We start from the raw sequence: 25,291 nt of genomic DNA on the forward strand, positions 1-25,291 counted from the left end.
GCCCCGTCGTGGGAGGCGAGCGCCCTCCGTCCCTACCGCCCGGCCAGCGGCGCCTGCTGGAGGGGGACCGGACGGGGGGCGGTCGGCGCGGTCTGAGCCAGGACCACTGGCGGGGGCGGGGCGGCCGGCAGGTTGAGGCCGACGATCCCGCAGGGCACCTCGGGCGTCGCGTACGGGAGGTGCAGGCGGCCCTGCGGGCTCCACAGGCCGGCCCCGCCGAGCCAGCCCGCCGGGGCGCCGAGCCGGAAGACGCGCCGGTCGGCGGGGCGCCACAGGCCGATGTCGCCCTCGGGTAGCCGCAGCGCCACCCCGCAGGTCTCCGGCATCAGGGACTGGCCGGGCTGGACCGCGAACGGGTACGCGTCCCCCAGCCTGGCCAGGCACTCCGGGAAGCGGACCGGCAGGGAGCTGCCCGACACCCCCCAGCCCAGGCGCGAGGTGCCCGGGGCGTCGGAGCGGATCAGTAGCAGCCCGCTGTCCGGGTCGGCCAGCAGCAGCCGGTCGTCGCTGTCCTCGGTGATCTGCAGCAGCGGGGACACCTCGGCGCGCCCCAGGTCCACGGCGACGGCCTTGGTGGTGCCGTCCAGCTCGCGGTCCAGGGCCAGCAGCCGGCCCGCCCGGTCCAGCCAGACGCCGCCCGAGCAGCGCCCCGGGATCCGGGCGACGGGCCGCGGCCCCGAGAGGCCACCGGCCACCTGCCAGACCGTGCTCACGGTCTCCTCCGCGGCCAGGACGAAGGCAGCGGATCCCGCCGGACACGGCGGGAGCAGGCGGACCCGTACGTCCTCCCGCACGGCCACCCCGCCCAGCTGGAGCTCCCCGGTGCTCGGCCCGGCACCGGCCCCCGTCGGGTACAGCAGCGCGAAGGCGTGGCGCTCCGCCACCCGCCGGTGGATCAGCACCCGCCCGTCGGCCAGCGGCAGCACCTCGCTGTCCGCCTCCTCGGGCTGCGCGAGCGGCAGCGGCACCGCGTACGGCTCGGGCCCGGCGAGGGTCCAGCGCTCCGCATAGAGAGCGTCGCCCTCCCCGGCCAGCCGGGCGGCGTACGACCCGTCCGCGGCGATGCGGAACGCGGCCGTGGTCGTCATTTCGATGGCACAGACGGTCATCCGTGGTCACCTCCGGGGGGGAAGCTAGTTTTCGGGGTTCCCGGCGAACAACACCACCAACACCGCTTCACACATACGGGTGTCCGCGCGGCGATTCGCGCGTGCTGGACGAGGCGGTTGTGCTGGGCGACGGCCGTCAGCCCTTCGACGCCCTGCGCGGCGGGGCCGGAGCGGGCCCGGGGCCGCTCCGGAGCGGGGTCGTGCCCGAGTCCCGCGGGCGTCGCGCCCTCGGCTTCCTGGGCGCACCCCCCCCGGGGGGAGTACGGGCCGGACCGCCGCCCGGGCGGGGTCAGGCGCCAGTGGGTATCCGCCAGTTTGTCCGAACCGGAAGGGTGGGGCCCCGTCCGGCAGGGCTGGCCTGACCGGGACGGTCGCCCCGGACGGTAGCCTTGGCCCGTGCCCCGTCTCTCTGAAGTCATCGCCGCGCTGGACGCTCTCTGGCCCCCCTCGCGGGCCGAGCAGTGGGACGCCGTCGGAACCGTCTGCGGCGACCCGGACGCCGAGGTCACCCGGGTCCTGTTCGCGGTCGACCCCGTCCAGGAGATCGCCGACGAGGCGGTGAAGCTGGGCGCCGACCTGATCATCACCCACCACCCCCTCTACCTGCGGGGCACCACCACCGTCGAGGCCGGCACCTTCAAGGGCCGCGTCGTGCACACGCTGATCAAGAACGACATCGCGCTGCACGTCGCCCACACCAACGCGGACACCGCCGACCCCGGGGTTTCCGACGCCCTCGCCGGCGCCCTCGGCCTGCGGATCACCGGCCCGCTGGTGGCGGACCCGAGCGACCCTGACGGCCGCCGGGGCCTCGGCCGGATCTGCGAACTGGACCACCCCGAGACGCTGCGCGAGTTCGCCGCCCGCGCCGCGGCCTGGCTGCCGCCGACCGCCCAGGGCATCCGCGTGGCCGGCGACCCGGACGCACTGGTCCGCCGCGTCGCCGTCAGCGGCGGCTCCGGCGACAGCCTCTTCGAGCAGGTCCGCGCCGCCGGTGTGGACGTGTTCCTGACCGCCGACCTGCGCCACCACCCGGCCTCCGAGGCCCGCGAGACGAGCCGCCCGCTCGCCCTCGTCGACGCCGCCCACTGGGCCACCGAGTGGCCCTGGTGCGAGCAGGCCGCGGCCCAGCTCGACGCGATCTCCGAGCGCCACGGCTGGGGTCTGCGCACCCACGTCTCGCGCACGGTCACCGACCCCTGGACGGCGCACGCGCCGTCCGTCACACCCCCTTCTATCTCTGGAGCCCCCAACTGAACGCCGAGCCCGCCGACCAGATCCGACTTCTCGACGTCCAGGCGCTGGACGTCCGGCTGTCTCAGCTCGCCCACAAGCGCAAGTCGCTGCCCGAGCACGCCGAGCTCGACTCGCTCACCAAGGACCTGGCGCAGCAGCGCGACCTGCTCGTCGCCGCCCAGACCCAGGCGAGCGACACCGCGCGCGAGCAGACCAAGGCGGAGCAGGACGTGGACCAGGTGCGCCAGCGCGCCGTCCGCGACCAGCAGCGGCTCGACTCGGGCGTGGGCATCTCGGCCCGGGACCTGGCGAACCTGCAGAGCGAGGTCGTCTCCCTCGCCAAGCGCCAGGGCGACCTGGAGGACGTGGTCCTGGAGGTCATGGAGCGTCTGGAGGGTGCGCAGGAGCGCGTCACCGGGCTGACCGAGCGCGTCTCGGCCCTGGAGGCCAAGACCGCGGACGCCACCGCCCGCCGGGACGCGGCGACCACCGAGATCGACACCGAGGTCGCGAAGGTCACCAAGGACCGCGAGGTCATCGTCGCGTCCATGCCGACCGACCTGATGGCGCTGTACGAGAAGATCCGCGTCAAGCAGGGCGGGGTCGGCGCGGCCCGCCTCTACCAGCGCCGCTGCGAGGGCTGCCGGCTGGAGCTCGACATGGCCGAGGTCAACGAGATCAAGTCCGCGGCCCGTGACCAGGTCGTCCGTCACGAGAACTGCGGCCGCATCCTGGTCCGTACGGCCGACTCGGGCATCTGATGCCGCAGTTTGTCGTGGAGGCGGACGGCGGGTCCCGGGGCAACCCGGGGCCGGCCGGCTACGGCGCGGTGGTGCTCGACCCGGCGACCGGCGAGACGCTGGCCGAGCGCGCCGAGTACATCGGCGTCGCGACGAACAACGTGGCCGAGTACAAGGGCCTGATCGCCGGGCTCGCGGCGGCCCGTGACCTGGCGTCAGACGCGCAGGTCCTGGTCCGCATGGACTCGAAGCTGGTCGTCGAGCAGATGTCGGGCCGCTGGAAGATCAAGCACCCGGACATGAAGCCGCTCGCGGCCGAGGCCGCCCGGATCCTGCCGCGCGCGCAGGTGACGTACGAGTGGATCCCGCGCGAGCGGAACAAGCACGCTGACCGGCTCGCGAACGAGGCGATGGACGCGGGCAAGCGCGGCCAGCAGTGGGAGCCGTCGGCGTCCACGGCCGCCCTCGACCACGGCGCGGCGCGCGCCCTGGCCACCCCGCCGGCGCCGGCGGGCCCGCCGGGGGACGCGGCGAAGGGGGCCGCGGCCGTCCGCGCGGCCCTGCTCGCCTCCTCCGGAGCGGCGGCCACGGCCGCCCAGGAGGCCGCCGACTCGCTGTTCGCCGACGCCGAGGCCCTGGCGGACGCCATCGAGCCCTGCCTCGACGCCGATGCCCCCGCGGTCGCCGCGGGCAGCCACGGTTGGGGCCCGGACATGGGGGCGCCGGCCACCTTCGTACTGCTGCGGCACGGCGAGACCGCCCTCACCCCGCAGAAGCGCTTCTCCGGCAGCGGCGGCAGCGACCCCGAACTGTCCCCGGCGGGCCTGCGGCAGGCCGCCGCGGTGGCCGAGGCGCTCGCCGTACGCGGCACCATCCAGAACGTCATCAGCTCCCCGCTGCGCCGCTGCCGGGAGACCGCCCAGGCCGTCGCGGACCGTCTCGGCCTCACGGTGACGGTCGAAGAGGGCCTGCGCGAGGTGGACTTCGGGGCGTGGGAGGGTCTGACCTTCGCCGAGGTGCAGCAGCGCTTCCCGGACGACCTCCAGGCCTGGCTGGACTCCCCGAAGGCGGCCCCCACGGGCGGCGGCGAGAGCTTCATGTCCGCCACCCGCCGGATCTCGGCCACCCGTGACCGCCTGCTGTCCGCCCACGCGGGCCGCACGGTCCTGCTGGTCACCCATGTGACCCCGGTCAAGATCCTGGTCCGCCTCGCCCTGGGCGCCCCGCCGGAAGCCCTGTTCCGCATGGAGCTCTCGGCGGCCTCCCTCTCGGCGGTGGCCTACTACGCGGACGGCAACGCCTCGGTCCGCCTCCTGAACGAGACGTCCCACCTGCGGTAGCCCTGGCGGGGGGCCGGGCGGGGTCCGGGCTCGGTGCGGTACCCCTGGCGGGATCTAGGCCGGTGCGGGTTGGTGCGCGGGGCCGGGGAGGGGTGTCTCCTCGGCTCGGCGCGTGCGGGCGTGTCTCGGCTGTGTGCGGTGGTTGCGCGCTCGTCCTGCGGGGACACCCCTCCCCGTCCCCGCTCCCCACGCGTCGGGGTGGCTTCGGGGGTGCTGTCGGAGCCCTGCCGTGGGGTGGGGACACGGCGGAGTGTCCCCGCAGGACGAGCGCGCACCACCGGGTACAGCCGCGACATGCCGTACCGCGCGAGCCGAGGAGACACTCCGGCGGGGCACCGCCCCACACCACCCAGCCCCGCCGGCGATTGAGGCGCGGGGCCCGGGGCAGCGCCCCAGGACCACCGACCGGCCGGAGCCGGACACCCCGGACCGGGGGAGAGAGAACCGCTGGCCCCCGAACGGGAGTGGAAGCGGCAGACGAGCCGGCCTGTACGCCGGGTTCTGTCGCCCGGTGACCTCGCGGTCGCCGGGGAGACGGCCATCCATCTAGGACCGGTGTTGCCACCGGCCTCGTGCGGTCTACCCGCGAACTCGGGCGGGCAGCCCTCGAGCGTTCGCGCAGACCCGTCCGGGGACGGATCCTCTTGACCTTGCTCCGGGTGGGGTTTACCTAGCCGCCTGAGTCACCTCAGGCGCTGGTGGTCTCTTACACCACCGTTTCACCCTTACCGAGGGCCGAAGCCCCCGGCGGTCTGTTTTCTGTGGCACTGTCCCGCGGGTCACCCCGGGTGGCCGTTAGCCACCACCCTGCCCTGTGGAGCCCGGACGTTCCTCGGCGGGATCCGAGGATCCCGACGCGGCCGCCCGGCCGACTCGTCTGCCGTGGCGACCATGTTACCCGGGGCGACGACCCCGCCCGACCCCACCCGACCGCGCTTGACCTTGACGCAGCGGCAAGGTTTCTACTGGGGGCATGCGGATCGGAGAGATCGCCGCGGTCGTCGGGATCACCACCCGGGCGATCCGGCACTACCACCACGTCGGGCTGCTCCCGGAACCGGAGCGGCGCCCCAACGGCTACCGGGCCTACAGCCTCCGTGACGCCGTCCTGCTGGCCCGCGTACGCCGGCTCACCGAGCTCGGGCTCGGTCTCGACGAGGTGCGGGACGTCCTCGCGGACGACGCCGGGCGCGAACTCGCCGACGTCCTCACGGAACTCGACGCCGACCTCGCCCGCCAGGAGGCCGAGATCCAGGAGCGGCGGCGCCGGCTCGCCGTGCTGCTCGCCGCCGGGCCCGGGGAGGCCGAACCGCTCTCGCCCGGGCTCGCCGAGCTGCTGGCGAAGGCGCCGCCGACCGACTCGCCGGCCGCCGCGAAGGACCGCGAACACCTGACCCTGCTCGACGCGACGGGCGCGGCCGGTCAGGAGGTGTACGCCGCACTCGGGCCGCTGGCCGCCGATCCCGCCGTGCTCGCGCTGTACGTGCGCCTCGACGAGCTCGCCGACGCGCCCGTGGACGACCCGCGGATCCCGCCCCTGGCGGCGGAGCTGGTGGCGGCCGTCCCCGACGAGGTGTTCGCCGCGATCCCCACCGACGGGGTGGTCGTGACCGGGTTCAAGGAGGCGCTGCTCGCCGAGTACGCGCCCGCGCAGGCCGAAGTCGTCCGCCTCGTCATGGAGGCGTTCATCGAGAGGGGGCGGGGATGACCCGCATACGGGCGGCACGGATCGCCGTCACCGCCGTCGTCCCGGCGGAGCTGGCGCTCGTGGTGTGCCTGGCGGCCGGGGTGCGCCCGCCCGGGTGGGTGCTCGCCGCCACCGAGGCGCTCCTCGTCGGCGTGTTGTTGTTGGAGGCCCGGGTGCTGTACGGCCTCTACGCCGCCGAGCGGGCCCGCGGCGCGGACTCCCGGGCCGCCCGCCGCGCGGCGGTCCGCGCCGTGGTCCCGGTGCAGGTGCGGCGACTGGTGCGGCACGAGGTGCGCGCCCTCGCCTCGCTCGGCCGGTGGGCCGTGCGCGGGAAGCACGGGGTGCGCACCGGGGACCTCGCGGCCGCGTACACCGGACCGCAGACGGCCATGATGTACGGGATGCTCTTCGTGTCGGTGATCGAGACGGTCGGTCTGGCCCTGCTCATCCCCTGGCCGACGGTGCACCGGATCGTGCTCGTGCTGGACGTGTACGCGATCCTGCTCGTCCTCGCCCTGCACGCCGCGTGCGTCACCCGGCCGCACGTGGTCCGCCCCGACGGGTCCCTGCGGATCCGCTACGGGGCCCTGTTCGACCTGGCCGTACCGGCGGACGCGGTGGCCTCGGTCCGGGTGGACCGGCGCTATCCCGAGGGCCGGCTGGTCACGCTGTCCGAGGACGGGGTGCTCGACCTCATCGTCGGGAGCCAGACCTCCGTCACACTGGAACTGAACCGGCCGCTCCCCTTCACCCGGCCGCTCGGCGCCACGGGCGCGGCCCGGACCGTCCGCTTCCACGCCGACGACCCGCGCGCGCTGGTCACCGCCCTGCGCCGCCAGCCGGCCTAGACGGGCGCGAAGAGGATCTTCGACGTGCCCGGGTCGGCCTCCGTGAGCCGGACCCGGATCCGTTCGCCCAGGGGCAGGTCGAGCGCGGTGGACCGGACGCGGCCGACCACCGCCGGGTCCTCCAGGTGCACCGTGCCCACCAGTGGCTCCCGGTCCTTGACGTCGATGACCGTGGCCTCGAAGGTCTCCCCGACGCGGTCCTTCAGCACGGCGGCCTCGACCAGGTCCACGGACTCCCGTTCCACCGTGTTCGCCAGCCGGCCACCCGCCGCCATCTCGTCCGGGAGCGCGGGGAGCGCGGCCGTGACCCACTCCGGCGGTTCGGCCCCTGCCACCGCCGCCACGCACAGCTCCCCGGAGTACCGGTCGACGAGGCGGCGCAGCGGCGCCGTGCAGTGCGTGTACGGGGCCGCCACCGCGGAATGGATCGCCGGGTCGGGGCGCTCGCCGCCGGTGAACGCGGTGTAGCCCGCGCCGCGCAGCAGGGCCGTGCACTCCTGGAGGAAGGCGGCGTGGGCGGGGCGGTGCGGGTCGAGGGAGCGCACGAGTTCGGCGTACGGCACGTGGTGCGGCCAGTCGATCCGCAGGGCCTTCGCCGTCCGCCGGAGCCTGCCGACCGCGCCGTCGGGGGCGCTGGGCAGCGTGCGCAGGATGCCGGTGCCGGTGGCCAGCATCAGATCGGCCGCGGCCATGCCGGTCATCAGGGAGAGCTGTGCGTTCCAGCCGTCGGCGGGCAGCGGGGCGCGGTAGGCCAGGGAGTACGTGCCGTCGTGCGCGGCGACCTCTTGTTCGGGCACGTTGAGGGAGATGCCGCCGCGCGCCTGTTCCAGGGCCTCGCGGAGCCGGCCGATGTCCTTCAGGAGGGCGAGCGGTTCCTCCGCCGTTCCGGTGTCGATGGCCTTCTGGACCCGGTCGTAGTCGAGTCGGGCCCGGCTGCGGATCAGGGCGCGGCGGACGTCGACGGTCTCGACGCGGCCGTCGGGGTCCAGGTCGAAGCGCCACACCAGGGCCGGGCGGACCTGGTCGGGCAGCAGGCTGGCCGCGCCCTCCGAGAGGACGGCCGGGTGCAGCGGGACCTTCCCGTCGGGGAAGTAGAGGGTGGTCACGCGCCGGTGGGCCTCGGCGTCGAGCGCGCCGCCGGGGGTGACGAACGCGGCGACGTCGGCGATGGCGTAGTGCACCCGGTACCCGCCGCCGGAGCGCTTCGCCAAGTGCACGGCCTGGTCGAGGTCGACGGAGGCCGGCGGGTCGATCGTGAAGAAGGGGACGTCCGTACTGTCCAGGTCCGGGAGGCGGGGGTGCGCCGCCGCGTGTTCGGCCTCGGCGAGGGCTGCGGCCGGGAACTCCCCGGGCACCTCCAGCTCCGTCCGCAGTTCGCGCAGCGCGGCCCGCAGAGCAGCCCCGTCTGCGCCGGTCATGTGCATCTGACGGCGTGGCATGGACCGAGCCTATGGTCGGGGGGCGCGGACGGCGCGGCGAGCGGGGGCGGCGGACGTCTACCCTGGCTCGGGGGCCGCGCCCCCTGCGACGTCGTACCGAAGGAGAACCACCGTGCTCGTGCTGCTGCCGCCGTCCGAGGGAAAGGCCGCCGGCGGCTCCGGCGCACCCCTGAAGCCGGAGGCGCTGTCGCTGCCCGGTCTGGCCCCGGCCCGTGCGGCGGTGCTGGAGGAGCTCGTCGAGCTGTGCGCGGCGGACGAGACGAAGGCGCGCGAGGTGCTGGGCCTGAGCGAGGGCCTGCGCGGCGAGGTCGCCAAGAACGCGGAGCTGCGTACGGCGGGGGCCCGTCCGGCGGGCGAGGTCTACACGGGCGTGCTCTACGACGCGCTGGGCCTGGCCGACCTGCCCGCGGCGGCGCGGGCGTCGGCCGAGGACGCGCTGCTCGTCTTCTCGGGGCTGTGGGGTGCGGTGCGGGTCGGCGACGCGATCCCCTCGTACCGCTGCTCGATGGGGGTGAAGCTGCCCGGGCTGGGCGCGCTGGGCGCGCACTGGCGGGGGCCGATGGCGGAGGTCATGCCGGAGGCGGCCGGGGACGGGCTGGTGCTGGACCTGCGGTCGGCGGCGTACGGGGCCGCGTGGAAGCCGAAGGGTGAGGTGGCGACGCGGACCGCGACCGTCCGGGTGCTGCACGCGCAGCTCGTGGACGGGGTGGAGAAGAGGTCGGTGGTGAGCCACTTCAACAAGGCGACGAAGGGGCGGCTGGTACGGGACCTGCTGCTGGCGGGGGCCGTTCCGGCTTCGCCCGCCGAGCTGGTCACGGCCCTGCGGGACCTGGGCTACGTCGTCGAGGCCGAAGCCCCTGCGAAGGCGGGCAAGGCCTGGTCCCTCGACGTGGTCGTGACGCAGATCCACCACTGACGCGCCGTACCGGGGGCTCCGCCCCCGCACCCCCGCGCCCCCGCGCCCCAAACGCCGGCGGGGCTGAATTTTGGCTGAGCTGCGCCGGTACGTGCCGCCCGGCGGGCCGGATCGCCCACCGGGGCTACTGGCTCAGGGGCCAGGCCGCCGTGGCCGGGCTGCGGTCGGCGGCGCCCGCGTAGGCGGCGCAGGCGTCGGTGAGGGTTTCGAGGAGGGTGAGCGGGTCCGGGAGGGGGTGCTCCATGCCCCGGATCCAGGTCACCGCCCGGTCACCGGGGAGGGCGGCCGGCGGGACCAGGACGTAGCTGCCGCGGCAGTGCCAGCGCAGGCCCGGGTGTTCGTCCATCGTCTCGGGGTGGCAGTCCAGTGCGCAGGGCCACCACTCGTCCTCGTCCTCGGGGGTGCCGCGGGTGGCGGTGAAGAAGAGCATCCGGGCCTGGTCACCGGTGCCGCCCGACTCGGCGACGGGGCCGACCTTGATGCCGGCGAGCAGGAGTCGGTCGAGGGCGTCGGTGCCGGCTTCCAGCGGGACGTCGAGCACGTCGTGGACCATGCCGGTCGCGGTGATGAAGTTGGCCTGGGGTTGGTTGCGCGCCCAGCGCTCGACCTGTGAGCGGTCGGTGGTCGACTGGGTCTGCCAGGCGAAGGAGATGGGGTGCCGTGCGGGCGTCGGACAGCCGATCCGGTCGCACGAACATCGGTAACCGGCGGGATGGGCGGCGGGGGCGAGCGGCAGGCCCGCGGCGGCGACGGCCAGGAGGAGCGCCTCGCGCTCCGCTCCCGGGTCCTCGGCGGTGGGCTTCTGCCGCCGGCGCAACCACTGGGAAATCCTGCTCTGCTCGCCGCGTTTGACGCGGCCGGACTCAGACCCCATCTATCCCCTCACCTCACCGTAATCTCCGGCGGACCCGTCCATGGTCCCACCATCCTGAGCCCCGGGTGACCGCTCTTGGCAACCGGGGGGTTGGAGATGCGTGACCGGAAACCCCCACATAACCATAGAATCAGGCCAAATGCTCTCGGCCGATCTTCGATTCTCTGCCCGCTAGCGGGCGGTGACGTTGGCCACCCCGCCTCAGGGGGTGTCTTGCCGATCAGGCAAGACACCCCCCAGCACCCGGTCCACGAGCGCGTCGGTGTACGCGTGCGTCAGGGGCGCGGTGCGCATCAGCCAGCGGTAGGTGAGCGGTCCGACGAGCATCTCGACCGTGAGGCGCAGGTCCGCGTCCGGCGCGAGCCGGCCGGCCTCCCGGGCCGCGCGCAACCGCTCCTCGTACAGGGCGAGCTGGGGCTCTAGCAGCTGTTCCGTGAAGCGGGCGCCGAGCTCGGGGTCGGTGGCCCCGGCGGCGGTCAGGGCGCGCGTGGGGGCGTCGTACTTCTCGTCGTTGAACTGGTCGACGGTCGCCCGCAGGACGTGCTTCAGGTCGGCGGCGAGGTCCCCGGTGTCGGGGAAGCCGGTCCATTCGACCTCCGTCTCCGCGTCGCCGAAGAGGGCCAGCGAGGCGTCGAGGAGGACGGCGGCCTTCGACGGCCACCAGCGGTAGATGGTCTGCTTGCCGACGCCCGCGCGGGCGGCGATGGCCTCGATGGTCAGCTTGTTGTAGCCGACCTCCCCGACGAGGGTGAGCGCGGCGTCGAGGATGGCGCGCCGGGAGCGGTCGCTGCGGCGGGTGGCGTCAGGGGTCTTGGGCATGGCCCGAAACTATCAAAGCGAGACGTCTCGTCTTTCCATAGGTTTGCGTAAACCACCCAATCAGTTCACTGTGCTGTCCAGGTGTTGGAGAGACGATTCTCTCCAGCACCCGTCCAGAGTCGTGTAAGTCGTGAGGAGCCTTCTTTGCGCAGAGACGCCACACCCCGGCGCTACCTGATGTGCCCACCCGCACACTTCAAGGTCACGTACTCCATCAATCCGTGGATGGACCCCACGAAACCGGTGGACCTGCCCCTCGCACTGGCCCAGTGGGAAGACCTGAGGGACCGCTACCGCTCCCTCGGGCACATCGTCGAAACCCTCGAACCCGACCCCGAACTGCCCGACATGGTCTTCGCGGCGAACGGGGCCCTCGTGGTCGACGGCCGGGTCCTCGGGGCCCGGTTCGCCTACCCGGAACGGGCCGCCGAAGCCGAGATCCACCTCGACTGGTTCCGTACCCACGGCTACCCCGACATCCACGAGCCGTCCCACGTCAACGAGGGCGAGGGGGACTTCGCGGTCACCGACCGCTACATCCTCGCCGGCCGGGGCTTCCGCTCCAGTCCGCTCTCGCACGACGAGGCCCAGGAGTTCTTCGGCCGCCCGGTCATCGGCCTCGACCTGGTGGACCCGCGCTACTACCACCTGGACACGGCGCTCAGCGTCCTCGACGGCGACGAGATCATGTACTACCCGGGCGCCTTCTCGCCCGGCAGCCAGGGAGTGCTCAGGCGGCTCTTCCCGGACGCCCTGATCGCCGACGCCCGGGACGCGGCCGCCCTCGGTCTGAACGCGGTCTCCGACGGCCTGCACGTCCTGCTCCCGCAGGCGGCGACCGGACTGCTGGAGCCGCTGCGGGACCGGGGGTTCGAGCCGGTCCCGATGGACCTCGGCGAGCTGCTCAAGGGCGGCGGCAGCGTGAAGTGCTGCACCCAGGAGCTGCGGGCCTAGGCCGTTTCCGGGGACCGGCTACGGTGCCGGAGGCCAGGCCTGGCCCCAGTCGGCGTCCCGGGCGGCCTTGTAGAGGTCTCCGTGGCGCTTGGTCACGTTCACCCGGTTCAGGCCCTCGCTCTCGGGGCCGCACAGCTCCAGTAGGACCAGCCCCTTCCGGATCTGCGGTTTCCGTGTGATCCGGGAGGCGGCCGGCTCCGCCCTGAAGCGGGTCGCGGCGACGTAGCTGAACTTCTCGTCCTCGTAGGGCAGCGAGCCGCCCTTGACCTGCCGGTGCAGGGAGGACCGGCTGACCCGAGCCGAGAAGTGGCACCAGTCCTTGCCGACCTCGATCGGACAGGTTCCGTCGTGCGGGCACGGCGCGGCGATCTGCAGCCCGGCCGCGATCAGCTGGTCACGGGCCTCGCGGATGCGCAGGTACCCCTCCGGCGTGCCCGGCTCGATCAGCACCACGGCCCGGCCGGCCCGGGCCGCCTCGGCGACGACGGCCGTGCGCGCCTGCGGGGTCAGTTCACCGAGGACGTAGGACACCGTCACCAGGTCCGCCTCGGGGAGGCTCAGCCCCGAACCGATGACGGCCCGCCGCCACGCGGCCCCGCGCAGCACCTCGGAGGTCGAGGCGGCCGCCAGTTCCCGGCCGAGGGCCAGGGCCGGCTCCGCCCAGTCCAGCACCGTGGTCTCCCGCGGGCCGTCCCAGGTGGCGTCCACCGCCCAGGTCGCGGCGCCCGTGCCGCCGCCCACGTCCACGTGCGAGCCCGGCGCCCAGCCGGGTGCAGCCTCGGCCAGTTCGTCTAGGGCGCTCCGGACGGCCTCGAAGGTGGCGGGCATCCGGTACGCCGCGTACGCCGCCACGTCGGAGCGGTCGCGCAGTACGGGCGCGTCGGTCGGGGTCTGCCCCCGGTAGTTGGCGATGAGCCGCTCGACGGCGGCCGCGGCCTGCTTCGGCGGGAGCCCGTCGAGCAGCCCGCCGAGCGTGCGGCGGAGGGTCTCGGCGGAGGTGGGGGCGGAGGCGTTCACCTGCGAAGTTTATGCCGCCGGTCGGGGGCAGGGCCGCCACTCCCGGGCGGGGCCGCCGGGTCCGGTGCGGCCGCCGGTCCGGTGCGGCTCAAGGATCGGGGCTCCGCCCCGGGCCCCGCGCTTCAAACGCCGGCGGGGCTGGAGTCGCCGGTGGGGTCGGACAGGGTGGACGCGCTCTGCCAGGGGCGGCACAGGCCGAGGAAGGCGCTGACCGCGAGCAGCGCGCACACCAGCTGGACCACGGCCATGGGGACGGCCGTGTCCTCGCCCGCGATCCCCACCAGCGGCGAGGCGATGGCGCCGATCAGGAACGAGGAGGTGCCGAGCAGCGCGGAGGCCGATCCGGCCGCGTGCGGGGTCCGCATCAGGGCCTGCGCGTTGGTGTTCGGCAGCACGATGCCCATCGCCGACATGAGGACGAACAGCGCGGTGGCGATCGGGGTCAGCCCGACTTCGCCGAAGACGCCCGTCGCCATCAGCAGGAGGGACACCGCGGAAGCCAGGACGACCGCGAGGCCGACGGCCAGCACCTTGTCCAGGCGTACCCGGCCGACCAGCAGTTTGCCGTTGATCTGGCCGACGAGGATCAGGCCGACGGAGTTCAGGCCGAAGAGCAGGGAGAAGGTCTGGGGCGAGGCCCCGTAGATCTCCTGCACCACGAAGGGGGAGGCGGAGATGTAGGAGAAGAGGACGGCGAAGGCGAAGCCGCCGGTCAGGGTGTAGCCGGTGAAGACCCGGTCGCCGAGCAGCCCGCGCATGGTCCGCAGCGCGGAGCCGACGCCGCCGGTGTGCCGCCGCTCGGGCGGCAGGGTCTCGCCGAGGCCGCGCCAGACCATCAGGGTGAGCACCGTACCGACAGCGGTGAGGACGACGAAGACGCCCCGCCAGTCGGCGAAGCGCAGCACCTGGCCGCCGATGAGCGGCGCGACGATCGGGGCGGCCCCGGATATGAGCATCAGCGTGGAGAAGAAGCGGGCCATCTCGTCGCCGTCGTACAGGTCGCGCACGACGGCGCGCGCGATGACGACACCGGCGGCCCCGGCCAGCCCCTGGAGCAGCCGGAAGGAGATCAGCAACTCGGCGGTCGGGGCGAGGGCGCAGATCGCGGTGGCCAGGACGTAGACGACCATGCCGACGAGCAGCGGCCGGCGGCGGCCCCACTTGTCGCTCATCGGGCCGATGACGAGCTGGCCGAGGGCCATGCCGGCGAGGCAGGCGGTGAGGGTCAGCTGGATCGTCGCGGCAGGGCTGTTCAGGGCATCGGTGACCTGCGGCAGGGCCGGCAGGTACATGTCCATGGACAGCGGGGGGAGGGCGGTGAGCCCGCCGAGTATGAAGGTGACGAGCAGGCTCGTGCGGCGTGCGCGCGTCAGGGACGCGGTGGCGCTGGAGGCGGAGGGCGATTCGGGCGACGAGTCCTGCGAGGCGGCTGTCGCGGGGCCTCTCTCCGACATGCGGAACTCCAGTCTTCTCATCTGATCTACGCACCCCTGACTGCCCCATGCTCTCAGCAATCGGAACGTCCGGGGAACGGGGCGCAGTGTGACGTACCCTGCGGCCCCATGGACGAAAGTACGAAGAAGATCGCCCTGGTGACCGGCGCCGGCTCCGGGATCGGCCGCTCCGTGGCGCTGACCCTGGCCGCCGCGGGCTGGGACGTGGCCGTGGCCGGCCGCCGGGCCGAACCGCTGGAGGAGACCGCCGCCGCGGCCGGGACCGACGCCGACGTGCTGTGCGCGCCGGCCGACGTGAGCGACCCGGCCGACGTGACTCGGCTGTTCGAGTCAGTGCGGGCCCGCTACGGGCGCCTCGACCTGCTCTTCAACAACGCGGGCACCTTCGGACCGGGCGGGGTCCCGCTGGAGGACCTCACCTACGAGGCCTGGCGCTCGGTCGTCGACGTCAACCTCACCGGCGCCTTCCTGTGCGCGCAGGCCGCCTTCCGGCAGATGAAGCGGCAGGACCCGCAGGGCGGCCGCATCATCAACAACGGCTCCATCTCGGCGCACGTGCCGCGCCCGAACTCCATCGCCTACACCGCGACCAAGCACGCGATGACCGGCCTGACCAAGTCCCTGTCGCTGGACGGGCGGCCGTACCGGATCGCCTGCGGCCAGATCGACATCGGCAACGCGGCGACCGAGATGACCGAGCGGATGCAGACCGGCATCCTCCAGGCCAACGGGCAGTTGGCCGTCGAGCCGGTGATGGACGCCGCCGACGTGGCCCGCACGGTCCTGCACATGGCGGAGCTCCCGCTGGGGGCGAACGTGCAGTTCGCGACGGTGATGGCGACCTCGATGCCGTACATCGGCCGCGGCTGAACCGCGCGGGATCCATGGCCGAAACGCATTGCCAGGCCGCGTGAGCGCGGACGATCATGGCGGCATGAACGACACCGAAGTACTGAGCTACACCGCCTTCTCCCACGACCCGGAGGGCGGCAATCCGGCCGGGGTCGTGCTCGACGCCGCCGGACTGGACGAGGGCGCCATGCTGGAGATCGCCGCCGGGCTCGGCTACAGCGAGTCGGCCTTCCTGACGCCCCCGCCCGAGGGGTTCGGCGGCGAGGAGGGCCGTTCCTTCACCGTGCGCTACTTCAGCCCCAAGGCGGAGGTCCCCTTCTGCGGGCACGCCACCGTGGCCACGGCCATCGCGCTGGGGGAGCGGATCGGGCCGGGCGAACTCCTCCTCGCCACCCGAGCCGGGACCGTACCGGTGTCCGTCACCTCCGAGGGCGGGCGGCTGCGGGCCACGCTCACCACCGTCGAGCCGCACACCGAGGAGATCGGCGCGGCGGACCTCGCCGAAGCACTGGCCGCGCTGGACTGGCCGGAGGCCGACCTGGACCCGGCGATCCCGCCGGCGATCGCCTACGCCGGGGCCCGGCACCTGGTGATCGGCGCCGGCACCCGGGCCCGGCTCGCGGACCTGGCCTACGACTTCGCCCGGCTGGAGGCCCTGATGCGGCGCCTGGACCTCACCACGGTCCAGCTGGTGCACCGGGCCGGACCGGCGGAGTTCCACGTACGCGACCCCTTCCCGGTGGGCGGCGTCGTCGAGGACCCCGCCACGGGAGCGGCCGCGGCCGCCTTCGGCGCGTACGCCCGCGAGCGCGGCCTGGTCCCGGCGGACGCGGTGCTCACCCTCCACCAGGGAGCGGACATGGGCCGCCCCGGGGTGCTCACCGTGGAACTGCGCGAGGGCGACCCCCGGGTCAGGGTGAGCGGCGAGGGCGTCCGCATCCCGTGAACGGATCCATCGGCCCGGATTCCCGGGGCTCCGCCCCGGACCCCGCTTCCCGAACCCCGGAGGGGCTGCGACCGTGAGGGTGATCGGATGCGCCGAGGCGGACCTGCCCGCGGGCCCGGCCCGGCAGGTCGCCGAGCTGGAGGCGAGGGCGTGGCCCGGCTCCACCCCCGGCCACGACCCTGCGCTCCACCCGAGGACGATGCTGCTCGTGGACGCGGCCGGCACCGTGACCGCCGCGCTGTCGCTGCTGTACAAGCCGATCCCGCTCGCGGACCGCACGTACCGGGCCGCCGGGCTCAGCTCCGTGGTCGCCCTGCCGGAGCTGCGCGGCCGCGGGCTCGGCGGCCGGCTGGTCGCGGCGGCCCGCGCCGAGCTGGCCGCCGACCCGGCCGTGGACCTGGCGCTGTTCAGCTGCGACCGACCCCTGGCCGCCTTCTACGAGGCGGCCGGCTTCGAAGTGCTGCCCGGCACGGTCCTGGTGGGCGGAACCCCCGAGGATCCCCTGGCCACCGACGAACCCGGCTTCGACAAGGTGGTCCTCGCGGCGTTCTTCACGGTCGACCCGGGCCGTGACCGCGCCGCCTTCACGGGCGTCCGCGTCCCGCTCCACCCCGGAAACACCGACAGGCTGTGGTGACGGGCCCGAAGGCCCTTCACCACAGCCTGTCCGCGGCGGCCGCCCGGCCGCCCGCACTCAGCCCGCGGGCGTGGAGTCCGAGTCCGCCGGCCGCACCTTCGGCGCGGCCGCCGGACGGCCGCGGTCCAGGAGGAACAGCGTCAGCACGGGCACCAGGTACAGCACCCACACCGTGAGCTGGAGGACGGTCGGGTCGGGCTGGAAGTTGAAGACGCCCTTGAGCAGGGTCCCGTACCAGCTGTCCGGCGGGATCGCCTCGCTGATGTCGAAGGCCTTGTCGCCCAGGCCGCCCAGGAAACGGGCCTCCTGGAGGTCGTGCACCCCGTACGCGAGCACACCCGCGGCCACGATCACCAGCATGGCGCCGGTCCACCGGAAGAACTTCGCCAGATTGATCTTCAGCGTGCCCCGGTAGAAGAGGTACCCCAGCGCGATCGCCGTGGCGATGCCCAGCAGCACACCGATCAGCGGAGCCGAGGAACCCTCGCCGCTGGCCCGTACCGACGCCCACACGAAGAGCGCCGTCTCCAGGCCCTCCCGGCCGACGGCCAGGAAGGCGGTGGCCACCAGCGCCCCGGTGCCCATGGCCAGCGCCGTGTCGAGCTTGCCGTGCAGATCGGCCTTCAGATGCCGCGCGGTGCGCTTCATCCAGAAGACCATCCACGTCACCAGACCCACGGAGATGATCGACAGGGTGCCGCCGAGCAGCTCCTGCGCCTCGAAGGTCAGCTCCTGGGTGCCGAATTCGAGCATCGCGCCGAAGGCGAGGGAGATCCCGCAGGCGATCGCGATGCCCAGCCACACGGGACGCAGGGCGTCCCGGCGCTCGGTCTTCACCAGGTAGGCGACGAGGATGCAGACGACCAGGCTGGCCTCCAGCCCCTCGCGCAGGCCGATCAGATAGTTGCCGAACACGGCGGTTGTTCCTCTCCGGCGGATACTTACGCGAACAGCGTCCGGCCCCACCAGTCGTCCTTGTCACGGACGCCCGGCGGGACGGCGAAGACGGCCGAACCCACGTGCTGGATGTATTCGTTGAGGACGTCGGACCTGGCTAGATTGCGCTGGATCGGGATGAAGCCCTTGCGTATGTCGCGCTGGTAGGCGAGGAAGAACAGGCCCGCGTCCAGGCGGCCCAGTCCGTCCGTGCCGTCGGTGAAGGAGTAGCCGCGGCGCAGGATCGTCGCACCATTGTTGGTGTCCGGGTGCGCGAGGCGCACGTGCGCCTCCGGCTTCATCGCCTTCAGGAACGGCTCGTCGCGCTCCCTGGACTTGCCGACCGGGGCACCCTCGCCCTTGTCACGGCCGAAGATGTCCTCCTGCTCCTGGAGCGGGGTGCGGTCCCAGGTCTCGATGTTCATCCGGATCCGGCGCGCCACCAGGTACGAGCCACCGGTCAGCCAGTCGCTGCCGTCGCCCGCGCCGACCCACACGTGCTTGTCCAGGGCGGCCTTGTCGGTGCCGGAGACGTTCCGGGTGCCGTCCTTGAAGCCCATCATGTTGCGCGGGGTCTGCTCGTCGGGCGTCGTCGACGAGGTCTTGCCGAAGCCGAGCTGCGACCAGCGCATGGCGGTGCGGCCGAAGCCGATGCGGGCCAGCTGACGGATCGCGTGCACGGCGACCTGCGGGTCGTCGGCGCAGGCCTGGACGCAGAGGTCGCCGCCGGAGCGGGCCGGGTCCAGGTTGTCGCCGGGGAACAGCTCCAGGTCCACCAAGGCCTCGGGGCGCTTGCCCTCCAGCCCGAACCGGCCCTTGGCGAACAGGCCCGGACCGAAGCCGATGGTCAGGGTGAGCCGGGAGGCCTTCAGGCCCAGCGCCTCGCCCGTGTCGTCCGGCGGGGCCTCCGGGAGGCCGCCGAAGCCGCCCTCGCCGACCGGCAGACCGGCCGTCATCAGCCGGGCCGCCACCGTCCACTCCTTGAGGAGCTTGATCAGTTCCTCGCGGTCCTTCGTCTTCACGTCGAAGGCCGCGAAGTGCAGGCGGTCCTGCACGGCGCTCGCGATACCGGCCTGGTGTTCGCCGTGGAACGGCACGGACGCCCCGGAGGCCGCCGCCGACACCATGTCCGAGCTGCCGCCGAAGGCCGTCACCGCACCGCCGGCCGCGGCGGCGCCGAGCGCGAACCCGGCCCCGCCCCAGCCCAGCACCGCACGCCGCGAGGGCGCCGCGGCGGAAGACGTCGCCGAACCGTCACCGTCCTGCTGAGACTGCTGCTGCTGCTGCTGCGGCTGCTGCGCAGCCGAGTCCGACTCGGTCATCGTCCTCTCCCGCCTGCTTTCGTCTCTGCCGGTTACTTGGTGACCGCGGCGGCGAGCTTGGAGAGCGGCTCGGCGAGCGCGTTCACGCCGTCCGAGAGCTCCTTGCGCTCCGGCTCGCCGACCTTCTCGTACGAGGTGAACTCGTAGGTGGCCTGGTCGGCGCGGTACTTGTCCAGAAGGGTGTTCAGGGCCGCGAACTGGGTGTCGAGCTGCTTGACCAGCTCCGGGTCGTTCTTCGCGGCGATCGGCTTGAGCAGCTCGAACGCCTTCTGCGCACCCTCGACGTTGGCCTTGAAGTCGACCAGGTCGGTGTGCGAGTAGCGCTCCTCCTCACCGGTGACCTTGCCGGTGGCGACCTCGTCGAGGAGCTCCTTGGCGCCGTTGGCGATCGAGGTCGGGGTGATCTCCGCCTGGCCGACCTTCTTCTGCCAGTCGGTCAGGTCCGCGATCAGGGTGTCGGCGAGCTGCTTCTCCCGGTCGCCGATCTTGTTGTCGACCCACAGGGCCTTCTCCAGGCGGTGCCAGCCGGTCCAGTCCTTCTCCAGGTCCTGGCCGGCCTCCAGGCCGTCCTCGCGGACGTCCACCTTCGGGTCGATGTCGCCGAAGGACTCGGCGACCGGCTCGGTGCGCTCCCAGCCGATGCGCGAGGCGGCGTACAGCTTCTTCGCGCCCTCGACGTCACCGGCCTTCACCGCGTCCGCGAAGGCCTGCGCCTTGGGGAGGGTCTCCTCGGCCTGCGTGACCACGTAGGCACGGTAGGCGGCGACCGCGGCGTCCATCTCGGGGCTGCGCTTCTCCTCGGCACCGCCCTTGCCGGTGGCCTTGACCTTCTTGGAGATGCCGTCGCCCTTCATGCCGGGCTTGCAGACGATCTCGTAGTCGCCCGCCTTGATCTCGGCGGTGATGGAGGCCTTGGTACCGGGGCCGATGTTCTCGCGCTCGGTCACGATGCGGGCGTCCGGGAAGAGGACGTAGACCTCGGTGACCTTGGAGCCCTTGTTCTCGACGTCGATCTGCACCTTGCCGGCCGGGAACTCCGTCTTCGACACGTCGCAGGCGCTGTCGGACGCCGCCACCTTGATCGCGTCGTCGCCGCCCGCGTCGCTCTTCTGGGAGCAGCCGGTGACGGCGGTCAGTGCGGCCGCCACGGAGGCCGCGGCGATGACAGTGAGGCGGGCGGGGCGCATATGGGGGCTCCTGGCGTCGGACGAAGGGGCCGTCCCGAGGAAGGAAAGGCCGATGAGGCGGACCTAACTTAACCGAGGCTTACCTCACCCATGCCCCCTCGTACCGTGATTCAGCTCATACGCTTGGGTCCCGGACACGGCCCTGTTACGAGGCCTCCACGGCAGCCCCATGGAGCGGTCAAGCGGAAGTCAAGAGGGAGGTCCGGCCCCGGTCCGGGCCCCGGTCCGCGCCGGAGGTCGAGCCGCGGGTCAAGCCCGTACCGGAACCACCAGCGGGGCCCCGGTACGGGGGTGCGGGAGGACCTCCACCGGCTGCCGGTAGACCCGGCTCAGCAGCCCGACCTCGAACACCTCGGCCGGCGGGCCGTCCGCGGCGATCCGCCCGTCGTGCAGGACGGCGGCCCGGTCCGCGTAGGCGGCGGCCAGCCCCAGGTCGTGCAGGACGACGACGACCGCGTCCCCGGCGGCCGCCCGCTCCCGGCAGATGCGCAGGACGAGCTCCTGGTGGCGCAGGTCGAGGGCGGCGGTCGGCTCGTCGAGCAGCAGCAGGGGGGCCCGCTGGGCCAGTACGCGGGCCAGGGCGACCCGGGCCCGTTCGCCGCCGGAGAGGGCGGAGAAGGGACGCGCGGCGAAGTCCGTGACCTCGGTGGCGGCCATGGCGACGGCCACCGCCTCCTCGTCGGCCTCGGCGAGGGGAGTGCCGGCCCAGGGCGCCCGGCCCATCCGTACGACGTCCTCCACCGGGAAGGGGAACGACAGTGCGGCGGACTGGGGTAGTACGGAGCGGCGCAGGGCGAGGTCCGGGGCGCTCCAGTCGCCCACCGGGCGGCCGTCGATCCGGATCACCCCGGAAGCGGCGGGCAGGTCGGCGGCGAGCGCGCCCAGCAGCGTGGACTTGCCGGCGCCGTTCGGGCCGACCAGCGCCAGCACCTCGCCGGCGCGGGCGGTCAGGTCGATTCCGGCGAGGACCTCGCGCTGCCCGAGCCGCAGGTGCAGGTCCACGGCCTCGGCGACCGCGTCGCCCGGGGCGGGGCGGGCGGGGACGGTCTTGCGCGAGCGGGTGAGCAGCCCGGTCAGTGACCCGGTCAGCTTGCTGGTCACGCCCAGCCTCCTTGCTTGCGGCGGGTGCGGCGCAGCAACCAGAAGAAGAACGGGCTGCCGAGCAGGGCGGTCAGCACCCCGAGCGGCAGCTCGGCGGGCTGGGCGAGGGTACGGGCGGCCAGGTCGCCCGCGACCAGGACGACGGCGCCGGCGAGGGCGCTGCCGGGGACCAGGAAGCGGTGGCCGGGGCCGTTGGCCATGCGCAGCAGGTGCGGGACGAGCAGGCCGATGAAGGTGATGACGCCGGCCACGGCGACGGCGGCGGCGGTGAGCAGCGCGACGACCAGGATGAGGGAGAGGCGCAGCCGCTCCACGTCGATGCCGAGGTGGCGGGCCGGGCGTTCGCCGAGGGAGAGGAGGTCGAGGCGGCGGGAGTAGAAGGGGGCGACCAGCAGTCCGGCCACGGCGCAGGGCAGGACGGCGAGGACCTTGGGCCAGGTGGCCTGGGCGAGGGAGCCGAGCTGCCAGAAGGTGATCTGGTTGACCTGGCCGCTGTCCGCGAAGAAGACGAACAGGCCGATGAGGGCGCCGGCGAAGGCGTTGACGGCGATGCCGGTGAGGATGAGGGTGACGACCTCGGTCTTCCCGCCGTTGCGGGAGAGGAGGTAGACGGAGCTGACGGTGATCAGGCCCGCGATGAACGCGCAGACGGTGATGGTCCAGTTGCCGAAGAAGCTGAGGCCGAGGCCGATGGCGGCGACCGCGCCGACGGCGGCGCCGGCCGAGATGCCGATGACGCCGGGCTCGGCGAGGGGGTTGCCGAAGACGCCCTGCATGAGCGCGCCCGCGCAGCCGAGGCTGGCGCCGACGAGCAGGGCGAGCACGACGCGGGGGAGGCGGACGTTCCACAGCACGCTCTCGCCGACTCGGTCGAGGGGGGCTCCACCGAGGCCGAGGTGGTGCTGGACGGAGGCGAGGACGTCCGTGAGGGGGATGTCGTAGGCGCCGATGCCTGCGGAGAGCAGGGCGAGGAGGGCGAGGGTCGCGACGAGGGCGGTGGTGAGGAGGGCGGGCCTGCCGGTGCCGTTGCCGTTGCGGAGCTTGGCCTTGTCCTTCACCGAGGCGGCCGGGGTCGGCTCGGCGGTGGCGGGTGCGGGGGTTCCGCCGGGGCCGGGCGCGCGCCGGGGCGTCTCCTCGGGCGCCGAACGTGACGAGGGGTCGGAAAGCGCGGCGGCAGTGCGTTCGGCGCCCTGCGGGGATCGCCCCGACACGCTCCCGGCCCCGTCGGAACCGCGCAGGGGTGGCGCCGACGCAGTCCCGGATCCGTCGGTTTTGGGAGCGGTTCTTGCTTCCGGGTCGTGGAGGGTCATTTCAGGCGCCCTTGTTGTAGAGCTGGGTGACCAGGGAGGCAAGGACCTGGTCGGTGCGGGGGCCGTAGTTGAGGAGGACGCCGTCGTCGACCGTGACCACCCGGCGGTCCATGCCGGCCGGGGTCTGGGCGACGCCCGGGATCTTCACCAGGCCGTCGATGCCGCCGACCGATTCGAGCCCCTTGGACATGACGAGGATCGCGTCGGGCGCTGCGGCCGCCAGGGCCTCGCTGGTGATCGGGGTGAAGTCCTTGCCGAGTCCGGAGTCCTTGCCGGTGTCGACCGCGCCGGCCGCCTCCAGCAGTGAGGCGGCGCCGGAGTCCGAACCGCCCAGCAGGTAGACGGAGGCGGTGCCGCGCAGGTAGAGGAAGGCCACCCGGGGCTTCTTGCCGGAGGCGGCCGGGATGTCCTTGCGCACGGTGGCGATCCGGTCGGCGGTGCGCTGGTTCAGCTGCGTGCCGGCCTCCTTGACGCCGAGCGCGGCGGCCACGGCGTCGATGCGCTTCGGGACGTCCTCCAGTCCCTTGGCGGGGTCGAGGACCAGGAGCGGGACGCCGGCGTCGCGGATCTGCTGAATCGCTTCTCCGGGTCCGCTGGTCGTCTCCGCGATGACGAGGGTGGGGCGCAGCGACAGGACGCTCTCGGCGGAGACGTCGTGACCGCGCGTCACCACCGGCAGTTGGGCGGCCTGTTCGAAGGTGGCCGTGATGTCCCGGGCGACGACCTGCTTGCCGAGGCCCAGCGTGTGGACGATCTCGTTGAGGCTGCCGCTCAGCGGGACGACCCGGTCCGCTGACGTGATCGTGACCTGGGTGCCGTCGGCCGAGGGCACGGTGACGGGCAGGGCGGGCTGTGGCGCCGGGAGCGGTTCCAGCCGGTCCGGGACCGCGGCTGCGCCGGGGGCGGATGAGCCCGAGGTGGTGGCCGTACCTCCGCAGGCCGTCAGCGCGAGTGCCAGTGCTGCCACGGCAACTGCGAGACGGGGAAAGCGGTGTGACGCGGCGGGCGTAGGCACGAAGGCACCGTCCTGATCGTCCGACTGAGGTTCTGGAGACCGGGGGGTGTTCATCCGGCCGTGGTTAGCTTAGGTTAGCCTAACCTTGCTCGCTAGACCTGAGGAGGGGGCATTCATGCCCACGAGACCCGTCCGTACGTTCGCCGTCGCCCTGTTGGCGGCCCTGCTGGGGGCACTGCTCCCGGCGACCGCCGCCCGGGCGGGCACCGTACAGGGGGGTCGGCTCGACTGGGGCATCAAATCGTCTTTCCAGAGTTATGTCACGGGTCCGGTGGCAAAAGGCAGTTTCAAGCTGAAGAGTGGCGCAGCCACCGTGGGCGGCAGCCTCTTCCGCTTCCACTCCGCGGCCGGCTCCTACGACCCCGACTCCGGAACCTTCGAGGCCTCCTACTCGGGCGGGGTGACCTTCCAGGGCCACCAGAAGCCCGACGGCGTCTACGAGCTGGACATGACCATCAGCCGCCCGACCGTCAAAATCTCCGGCGGCAAGGGCACGCTGTACGTGGACGTCTCCAGCAAGGCCAAGGACAGCGGCGTGGTCACCAACCAGTCGCAGGTCGCCTTCGCTTCGCTGGGCGTCGGCGGCATCCACATGAAGGGCGGCGCCAGCCCGCTGTCCCTCACGAACATCCCGACCACTCTTACCGGGGAGGGCGCCAAGGCCTTCGCCGGCTACTACGGCGCCGGCACCCAGCTCGACCCGATCTCGCTCTCCGCCGACGTCAAGGCCGCCCCGGCCGCCGAGCCCGCGCCGACCGCGACGGCGACGGCCGCGCAGCCGACCGCCACCGCGCAGACCCCGCAGGCGGCGGGTGCCTTCACCGACGCCGCCGTCGACTGGGGGGTGCGCCGCACCTTCCGCGAGTACGTCACCGGCTCGATCGGCCAGGGCAAGTGGGTCCTCGCCGAGGGCGCCCAGGACGGCGGCGCGCTGTTTCGCTTCCCGCAGGGCAAGGGCTCGTACGATGGCGAAAAAGGCACCCTCGATGCGGCCTTCGCCGGTACGGTCCAGTTCACCGGCGCCCACCTGGACCTCACGCTCGGCAAGATGAGCGTCAAGGTGGAGAACGGCAAGGGCGTCCTGTCCGCGGACGTGACCGCCGGCGGCGCCACGAAGAACGCCGTCCCGCTCGTGGAGTTCGACGCCAAGGGTCTGAAGACCGAGGGCAAGCTGGCCACCCTGACCGAAGCCCCGGCCACCCTCACCGAGGGCGGCTCGCAAGCCTTCAACTCCATGTACAAGGCCGGCACCGAGATGGATCCGGTCTCGCTCGCCGTCGCCCTGGACGCCACCGCCCAACTGCCCGCCCTGCCCGACCTGGGCTCGACGGCGTCGCCCGCCCCCGCGGCCGCGTCGCCGTCCGCCGAGCCCGCCCCCGCCCCCGCCGCGAAGGCCGCGGAGTCCTCGAACACCGGGCTCTTCGTCGCCCTCGCCGTGGCCGTCCTGGTCCTGGCCGGCGGCGCCACCTTCCTGGTCGTGCGCAAGCGCCGTACGGCAGCGGCCCCGCCGACGCCGACCGACGCGCCCCAGTAGGCACCCACCCCTTCCTCT

At 73.4% G+C, this 25,291-nt stretch carries 23 protein-coding genes and 1 other RNA gene; 11 read left to right on the plus strand and 13 right to left on the minus strand.

Annotated features, from left to right (window positions below):
- Positions 1–32: 32 nt before the first annotated feature.
- On the minus strand, positions 33–1,109 hold the full coding sequence (locus OG207_RS29730) for a hypothetical protein (protein WP_329102537.1): 1,077 nt from the start codon (positions 1,107–1,109) through the stop codon (positions 33–35).
- Positions 1,110–1,505: 396 nt separating this feature from the next.
- Here OG207_RS29730 and OG207_RS29735 point away from each other — a divergent pair, with 396 nt between their 5' ends.
- The 3 genes from OG207_RS29735 to OG207_RS29745 are packed head-to-tail and all read left to right on the plus strand — an operon-like array spanning position 1,506 to position 4,425.
- Positions 1,506–2,366, plus strand: coding sequence for a Nif3-like dinuclear metal center hexameric protein (locus tag OG207_RS29735; protein WP_329102540.1), 861 nt, complete (start codon positions 1,506–1,508; stop codon positions 2,364–2,366).
- Positions 2,363–3,106: a zinc ribbon domain-containing protein gene (locus OG207_RS29740; RefSeq protein ID WP_329107979.1), complete on the plus strand. Its 744-nt coding sequence runs from the start codon at positions 2,363–2,365 to the stop codon at positions 3,104–3,106. The genes OG207_RS29735 and OG207_RS29740 overlap by 4 nt, the downstream gene beginning before the upstream one ends.
- Positions 3,106–4,425: a bifunctional RNase H/acid phosphatase gene (locus OG207_RS29745; protein ID WP_329102541.1), complete on the plus strand. Its 1,320-nt coding sequence runs from the start codon at positions 3,106–3,108 to the stop codon at positions 4,423–4,425. Before OG207_RS29740 ends, OG207_RS29745 begins: the two co-directional genes overlap by 1 nt.
- 474 nt (positions 4,426–4,899) lie before the next feature.
- Here the strand turns inward: OG207_RS29745 and rnpB are convergent.
- An RNA gene (gene rnpB, locus OG207_RS29750) (RNase P RNA component class A) lies at positions 4,900–5,301 on the minus strand.
- Between the two features lie 97 nt (positions 5,302–5,398).
- On the opposite strand from rnpB, the gene OG207_RS29755 reads away from it, so the two are divergent.
- Together OG207_RS29755 and OG207_RS29760 are read left to right on the plus strand one after the other, a co-directional pair.
- On the plus strand, positions 5,399–6,133 hold the full coding sequence (locus tag OG207_RS29755) for a MerR family transcriptional regulator (RefSeq protein ID WP_329102543.1): 735 nt from the start codon (positions 5,399–5,401) through the stop codon (positions 6,131–6,133).
- Positions 6,130–6,960 carry a hypothetical protein gene (locus tag OG207_RS29760; RefSeq protein WP_329102545.1) on the plus strand — a complete coding sequence of 277 codons (831 nt, stop codon included), beginning with the start codon at positions 6,130–6,132 and terminating at the stop codon, positions 6,958–6,960. The genes OG207_RS29755 and OG207_RS29760 overlap by 4 nt, the downstream gene beginning before the upstream one ends.
- On the opposite strand, the gene OG207_RS29765 is transcribed toward OG207_RS29760, so the two are convergent.
- On the minus strand, positions 6,957–8,399 hold the full coding sequence (locus OG207_RS29765; RefSeq protein ID WP_329102547.1) for an RNB domain-containing ribonuclease: 1,443 nt from the start codon (positions 8,397–8,399) through the stop codon (positions 6,957–6,959). The two genes, OG207_RS29760 and OG207_RS29765, sit on opposite strands and share 4 nt — an antisense overlap.
- Positions 8,400–8,511: 112 nt before the next feature.
- On the opposite strand from OG207_RS29765, the gene yaaA reads away from it, so the two are divergent.
- The gene (gene yaaA / locus OG207_RS29770; RefSeq protein WP_329102549.1) at positions 8,512–9,315 is read left to right on the plus strand and encodes a peroxide stress protein YaaA; all 804 of its coding nucleotides are present in this window, start codon (positions 8,512–8,514) and stop codon (positions 9,313–9,315) included.
- A gap of 124 nt (positions 9,316–9,439) precedes the next feature.
- Here yaaA and OG207_RS29775 read toward each other — a convergent pair whose 3' ends face one another.
- Both OG207_RS29775 and OG207_RS29780 read right to left on the minus strand, forming a co-directional pair.
- Complete coding sequence (locus tag OG207_RS29775) at positions 9,440–10,189, minus strand: bifunctional DNA primase/polymerase (RefSeq protein ID WP_329102551.1); 750 nt, start codon at positions 10,187–10,189, stop codon at positions 9,440–9,442.
- 201 nt (positions 10,190–10,390) lie between these two features.
- A complete protein-coding gene (locus tag OG207_RS29780; protein ID WP_329102553.1) occupies positions 10,391–11,008 on the minus strand; it encodes a TetR/AcrR family transcriptional regulator in 618 nt (205 codons plus the stop codon).
- Positions 11,009–11,092: 84 nt separating this feature from the next.
- On the opposite strand from OG207_RS29780, the gene ddaH reads away from it, so the two are divergent.
- A complete protein-coding gene (ddaH, locus tag OG207_RS29785) occupies positions 11,093–11,962 on the plus strand; it encodes a dimethylargininase (RefSeq protein WP_402696352.1) in 870 nt (289 codons plus the stop codon).
- Between the two features lie 18 nt (positions 11,963–11,980).
- Here the strand turns inward: ddaH and OG207_RS29790 are convergent, their stop codons facing one another.
- Together OG207_RS29790 and OG207_RS29795 are read right to left on the minus strand one after the other, a co-directional pair.
- On the minus strand, positions 11,981–12,979 hold the full coding sequence (locus OG207_RS29790) for a small ribosomal subunit Rsm22 family protein (RefSeq protein ID WP_329102557.1): 999 nt from the start codon (positions 12,977–12,979) through the stop codon (positions 11,981–11,983).
- A gap of 122 nt (positions 12,980–13,101) precedes the next feature.
- Complete coding sequence (locus OG207_RS29795) at positions 13,102–14,433, minus strand: Bcr/CflA family multidrug efflux MFS transporter (protein ID WP_329102559.1); 1,332 nt, start codon at positions 14,431–14,433, stop codon at positions 13,102–13,104.
- A 108-nt stretch (positions 14,434–14,541) separates the two neighbouring features.
- Between OG207_RS29795 and OG207_RS29800 the strand changes: the two genes are divergently transcribed.
- The 3 genes from OG207_RS29800 to OG207_RS29810 all read left to right on the plus strand — a co-directional run bounded on the left by OG207_RS29800 (position 14,542) and on the right by OG207_RS29810 (position 16,868).
- Positions 14,542–15,303 (plus strand): SDR family oxidoreductase, encoded by a 762-nt coding sequence (locus OG207_RS29800; protein ID WP_329102561.1) that lies wholly within the window; start codon positions 14,542–14,544, stop codon positions 15,301–15,303.
- A gap of 64 nt (positions 15,304–15,367) precedes the next feature.
- A complete protein-coding gene (locus OG207_RS29805) occupies positions 15,368–16,231 on the plus strand; it encodes a PhzF family phenazine biosynthesis protein (protein ID WP_329102563.1) in 864 nt (287 codons plus the stop codon).
- A 73-nt stretch (positions 16,232–16,304) separates the two neighbouring features.
- Positions 16,305–16,868 (plus strand): GNAT family N-acetyltransferase, encoded by a 564-nt coding sequence (locus tag OG207_RS29810; protein ID WP_329102565.1) that lies wholly within the window; start codon positions 16,305–16,307, stop codon positions 16,866–16,868.
- A gap of 57 nt (positions 16,869–16,925) precedes the next feature.
- Here the strand turns inward: OG207_RS29810 and efeU are convergent, their stop codons facing one another.
- From efeU to OG207_RS29840, 6 genes are all read right to left on the minus strand, one after another.
- The gene (efeU, locus tag OG207_RS29815) at positions 16,926–17,783 is read right to left on the minus strand and encodes an iron uptake transporter permease EfeU (RefSeq protein WP_329102567.1); all 858 of its coding nucleotides are present in this window, start codon (positions 17,781–17,783) and stop codon (positions 16,926–16,928) included.
- Positions 17,784–17,809: 26 nt separating this feature from the next.
- Positions 17,810–19,126 carry an iron uptake transporter deferrochelatase/peroxidase subunit gene (efeB, locus tag OG207_RS29820; RefSeq protein WP_329102570.1) on the minus strand — a complete coding sequence of 439 codons (1,317 nt, stop codon included), beginning with the start codon at positions 19,124–19,126 and terminating at the stop codon, positions 17,810–17,812.
- Positions 19,127–19,158: 32 nt separating this feature from the next.
- On the minus strand, positions 19,159–20,313 hold the full coding sequence (efeO, locus tag OG207_RS29825) for an iron uptake system protein EfeO (protein ID WP_329102572.1): 1,155 nt from the start codon (positions 20,311–20,313) through the stop codon (positions 19,159–19,161).
- 249 nt (positions 20,314–20,562) lie between these two features.
- Positions 20,563–21,402 carry a heme ABC transporter ATP-binding protein gene (locus OG207_RS29830; RefSeq protein WP_402696353.1) on the minus strand — a complete coding sequence of 280 codons (840 nt, stop codon included), beginning with the start codon at positions 21,400–21,402 and terminating at the stop codon, positions 20,563–20,565.
- Positions 21,403–21,410: 8 nt separating this feature from the next.
- On the minus strand, positions 21,411–22,472 hold the full coding sequence (locus OG207_RS29835; protein ID WP_329107981.1) for a FecCD family ABC transporter permease: 1,062 nt from the start codon (positions 22,470–22,472) through the stop codon (positions 21,411–21,413).
- A 253-nt stretch (positions 22,473–22,725) separates the two neighbouring features.
- The gene (locus OG207_RS29840; RefSeq protein ID WP_329102576.1) at positions 22,726–23,739 is read right to left on the minus strand and encodes a heme/hemin ABC transporter substrate-binding protein; all 1,014 of its coding nucleotides are present in this window, start codon (positions 23,737–23,739) and stop codon (positions 22,726–22,728) included.
- Between the two features lie 115 nt (positions 23,740–23,854).
- On the opposite strand from OG207_RS29840, the gene OG207_RS29845 reads away from it, so the two are divergent.
- A complete protein-coding gene (locus OG207_RS29845; RefSeq protein ID WP_329102577.1) occupies positions 23,855–25,273 on the plus strand; it encodes an HtaA domain-containing protein in 1,419 nt (472 codons plus the stop codon).
- The last annotated feature ends 18 nt before the right edge of the window (positions 25,274–25,291 follow it).

The sequence above is a fragment of the Streptomyces sp. NBC_01439 genome (assembly GCF_036227605.1).
Lineage (GTDB): Bacteria > Actinomycetota > Actinomycetes > Streptomycetales > Streptomycetaceae > Streptomyces.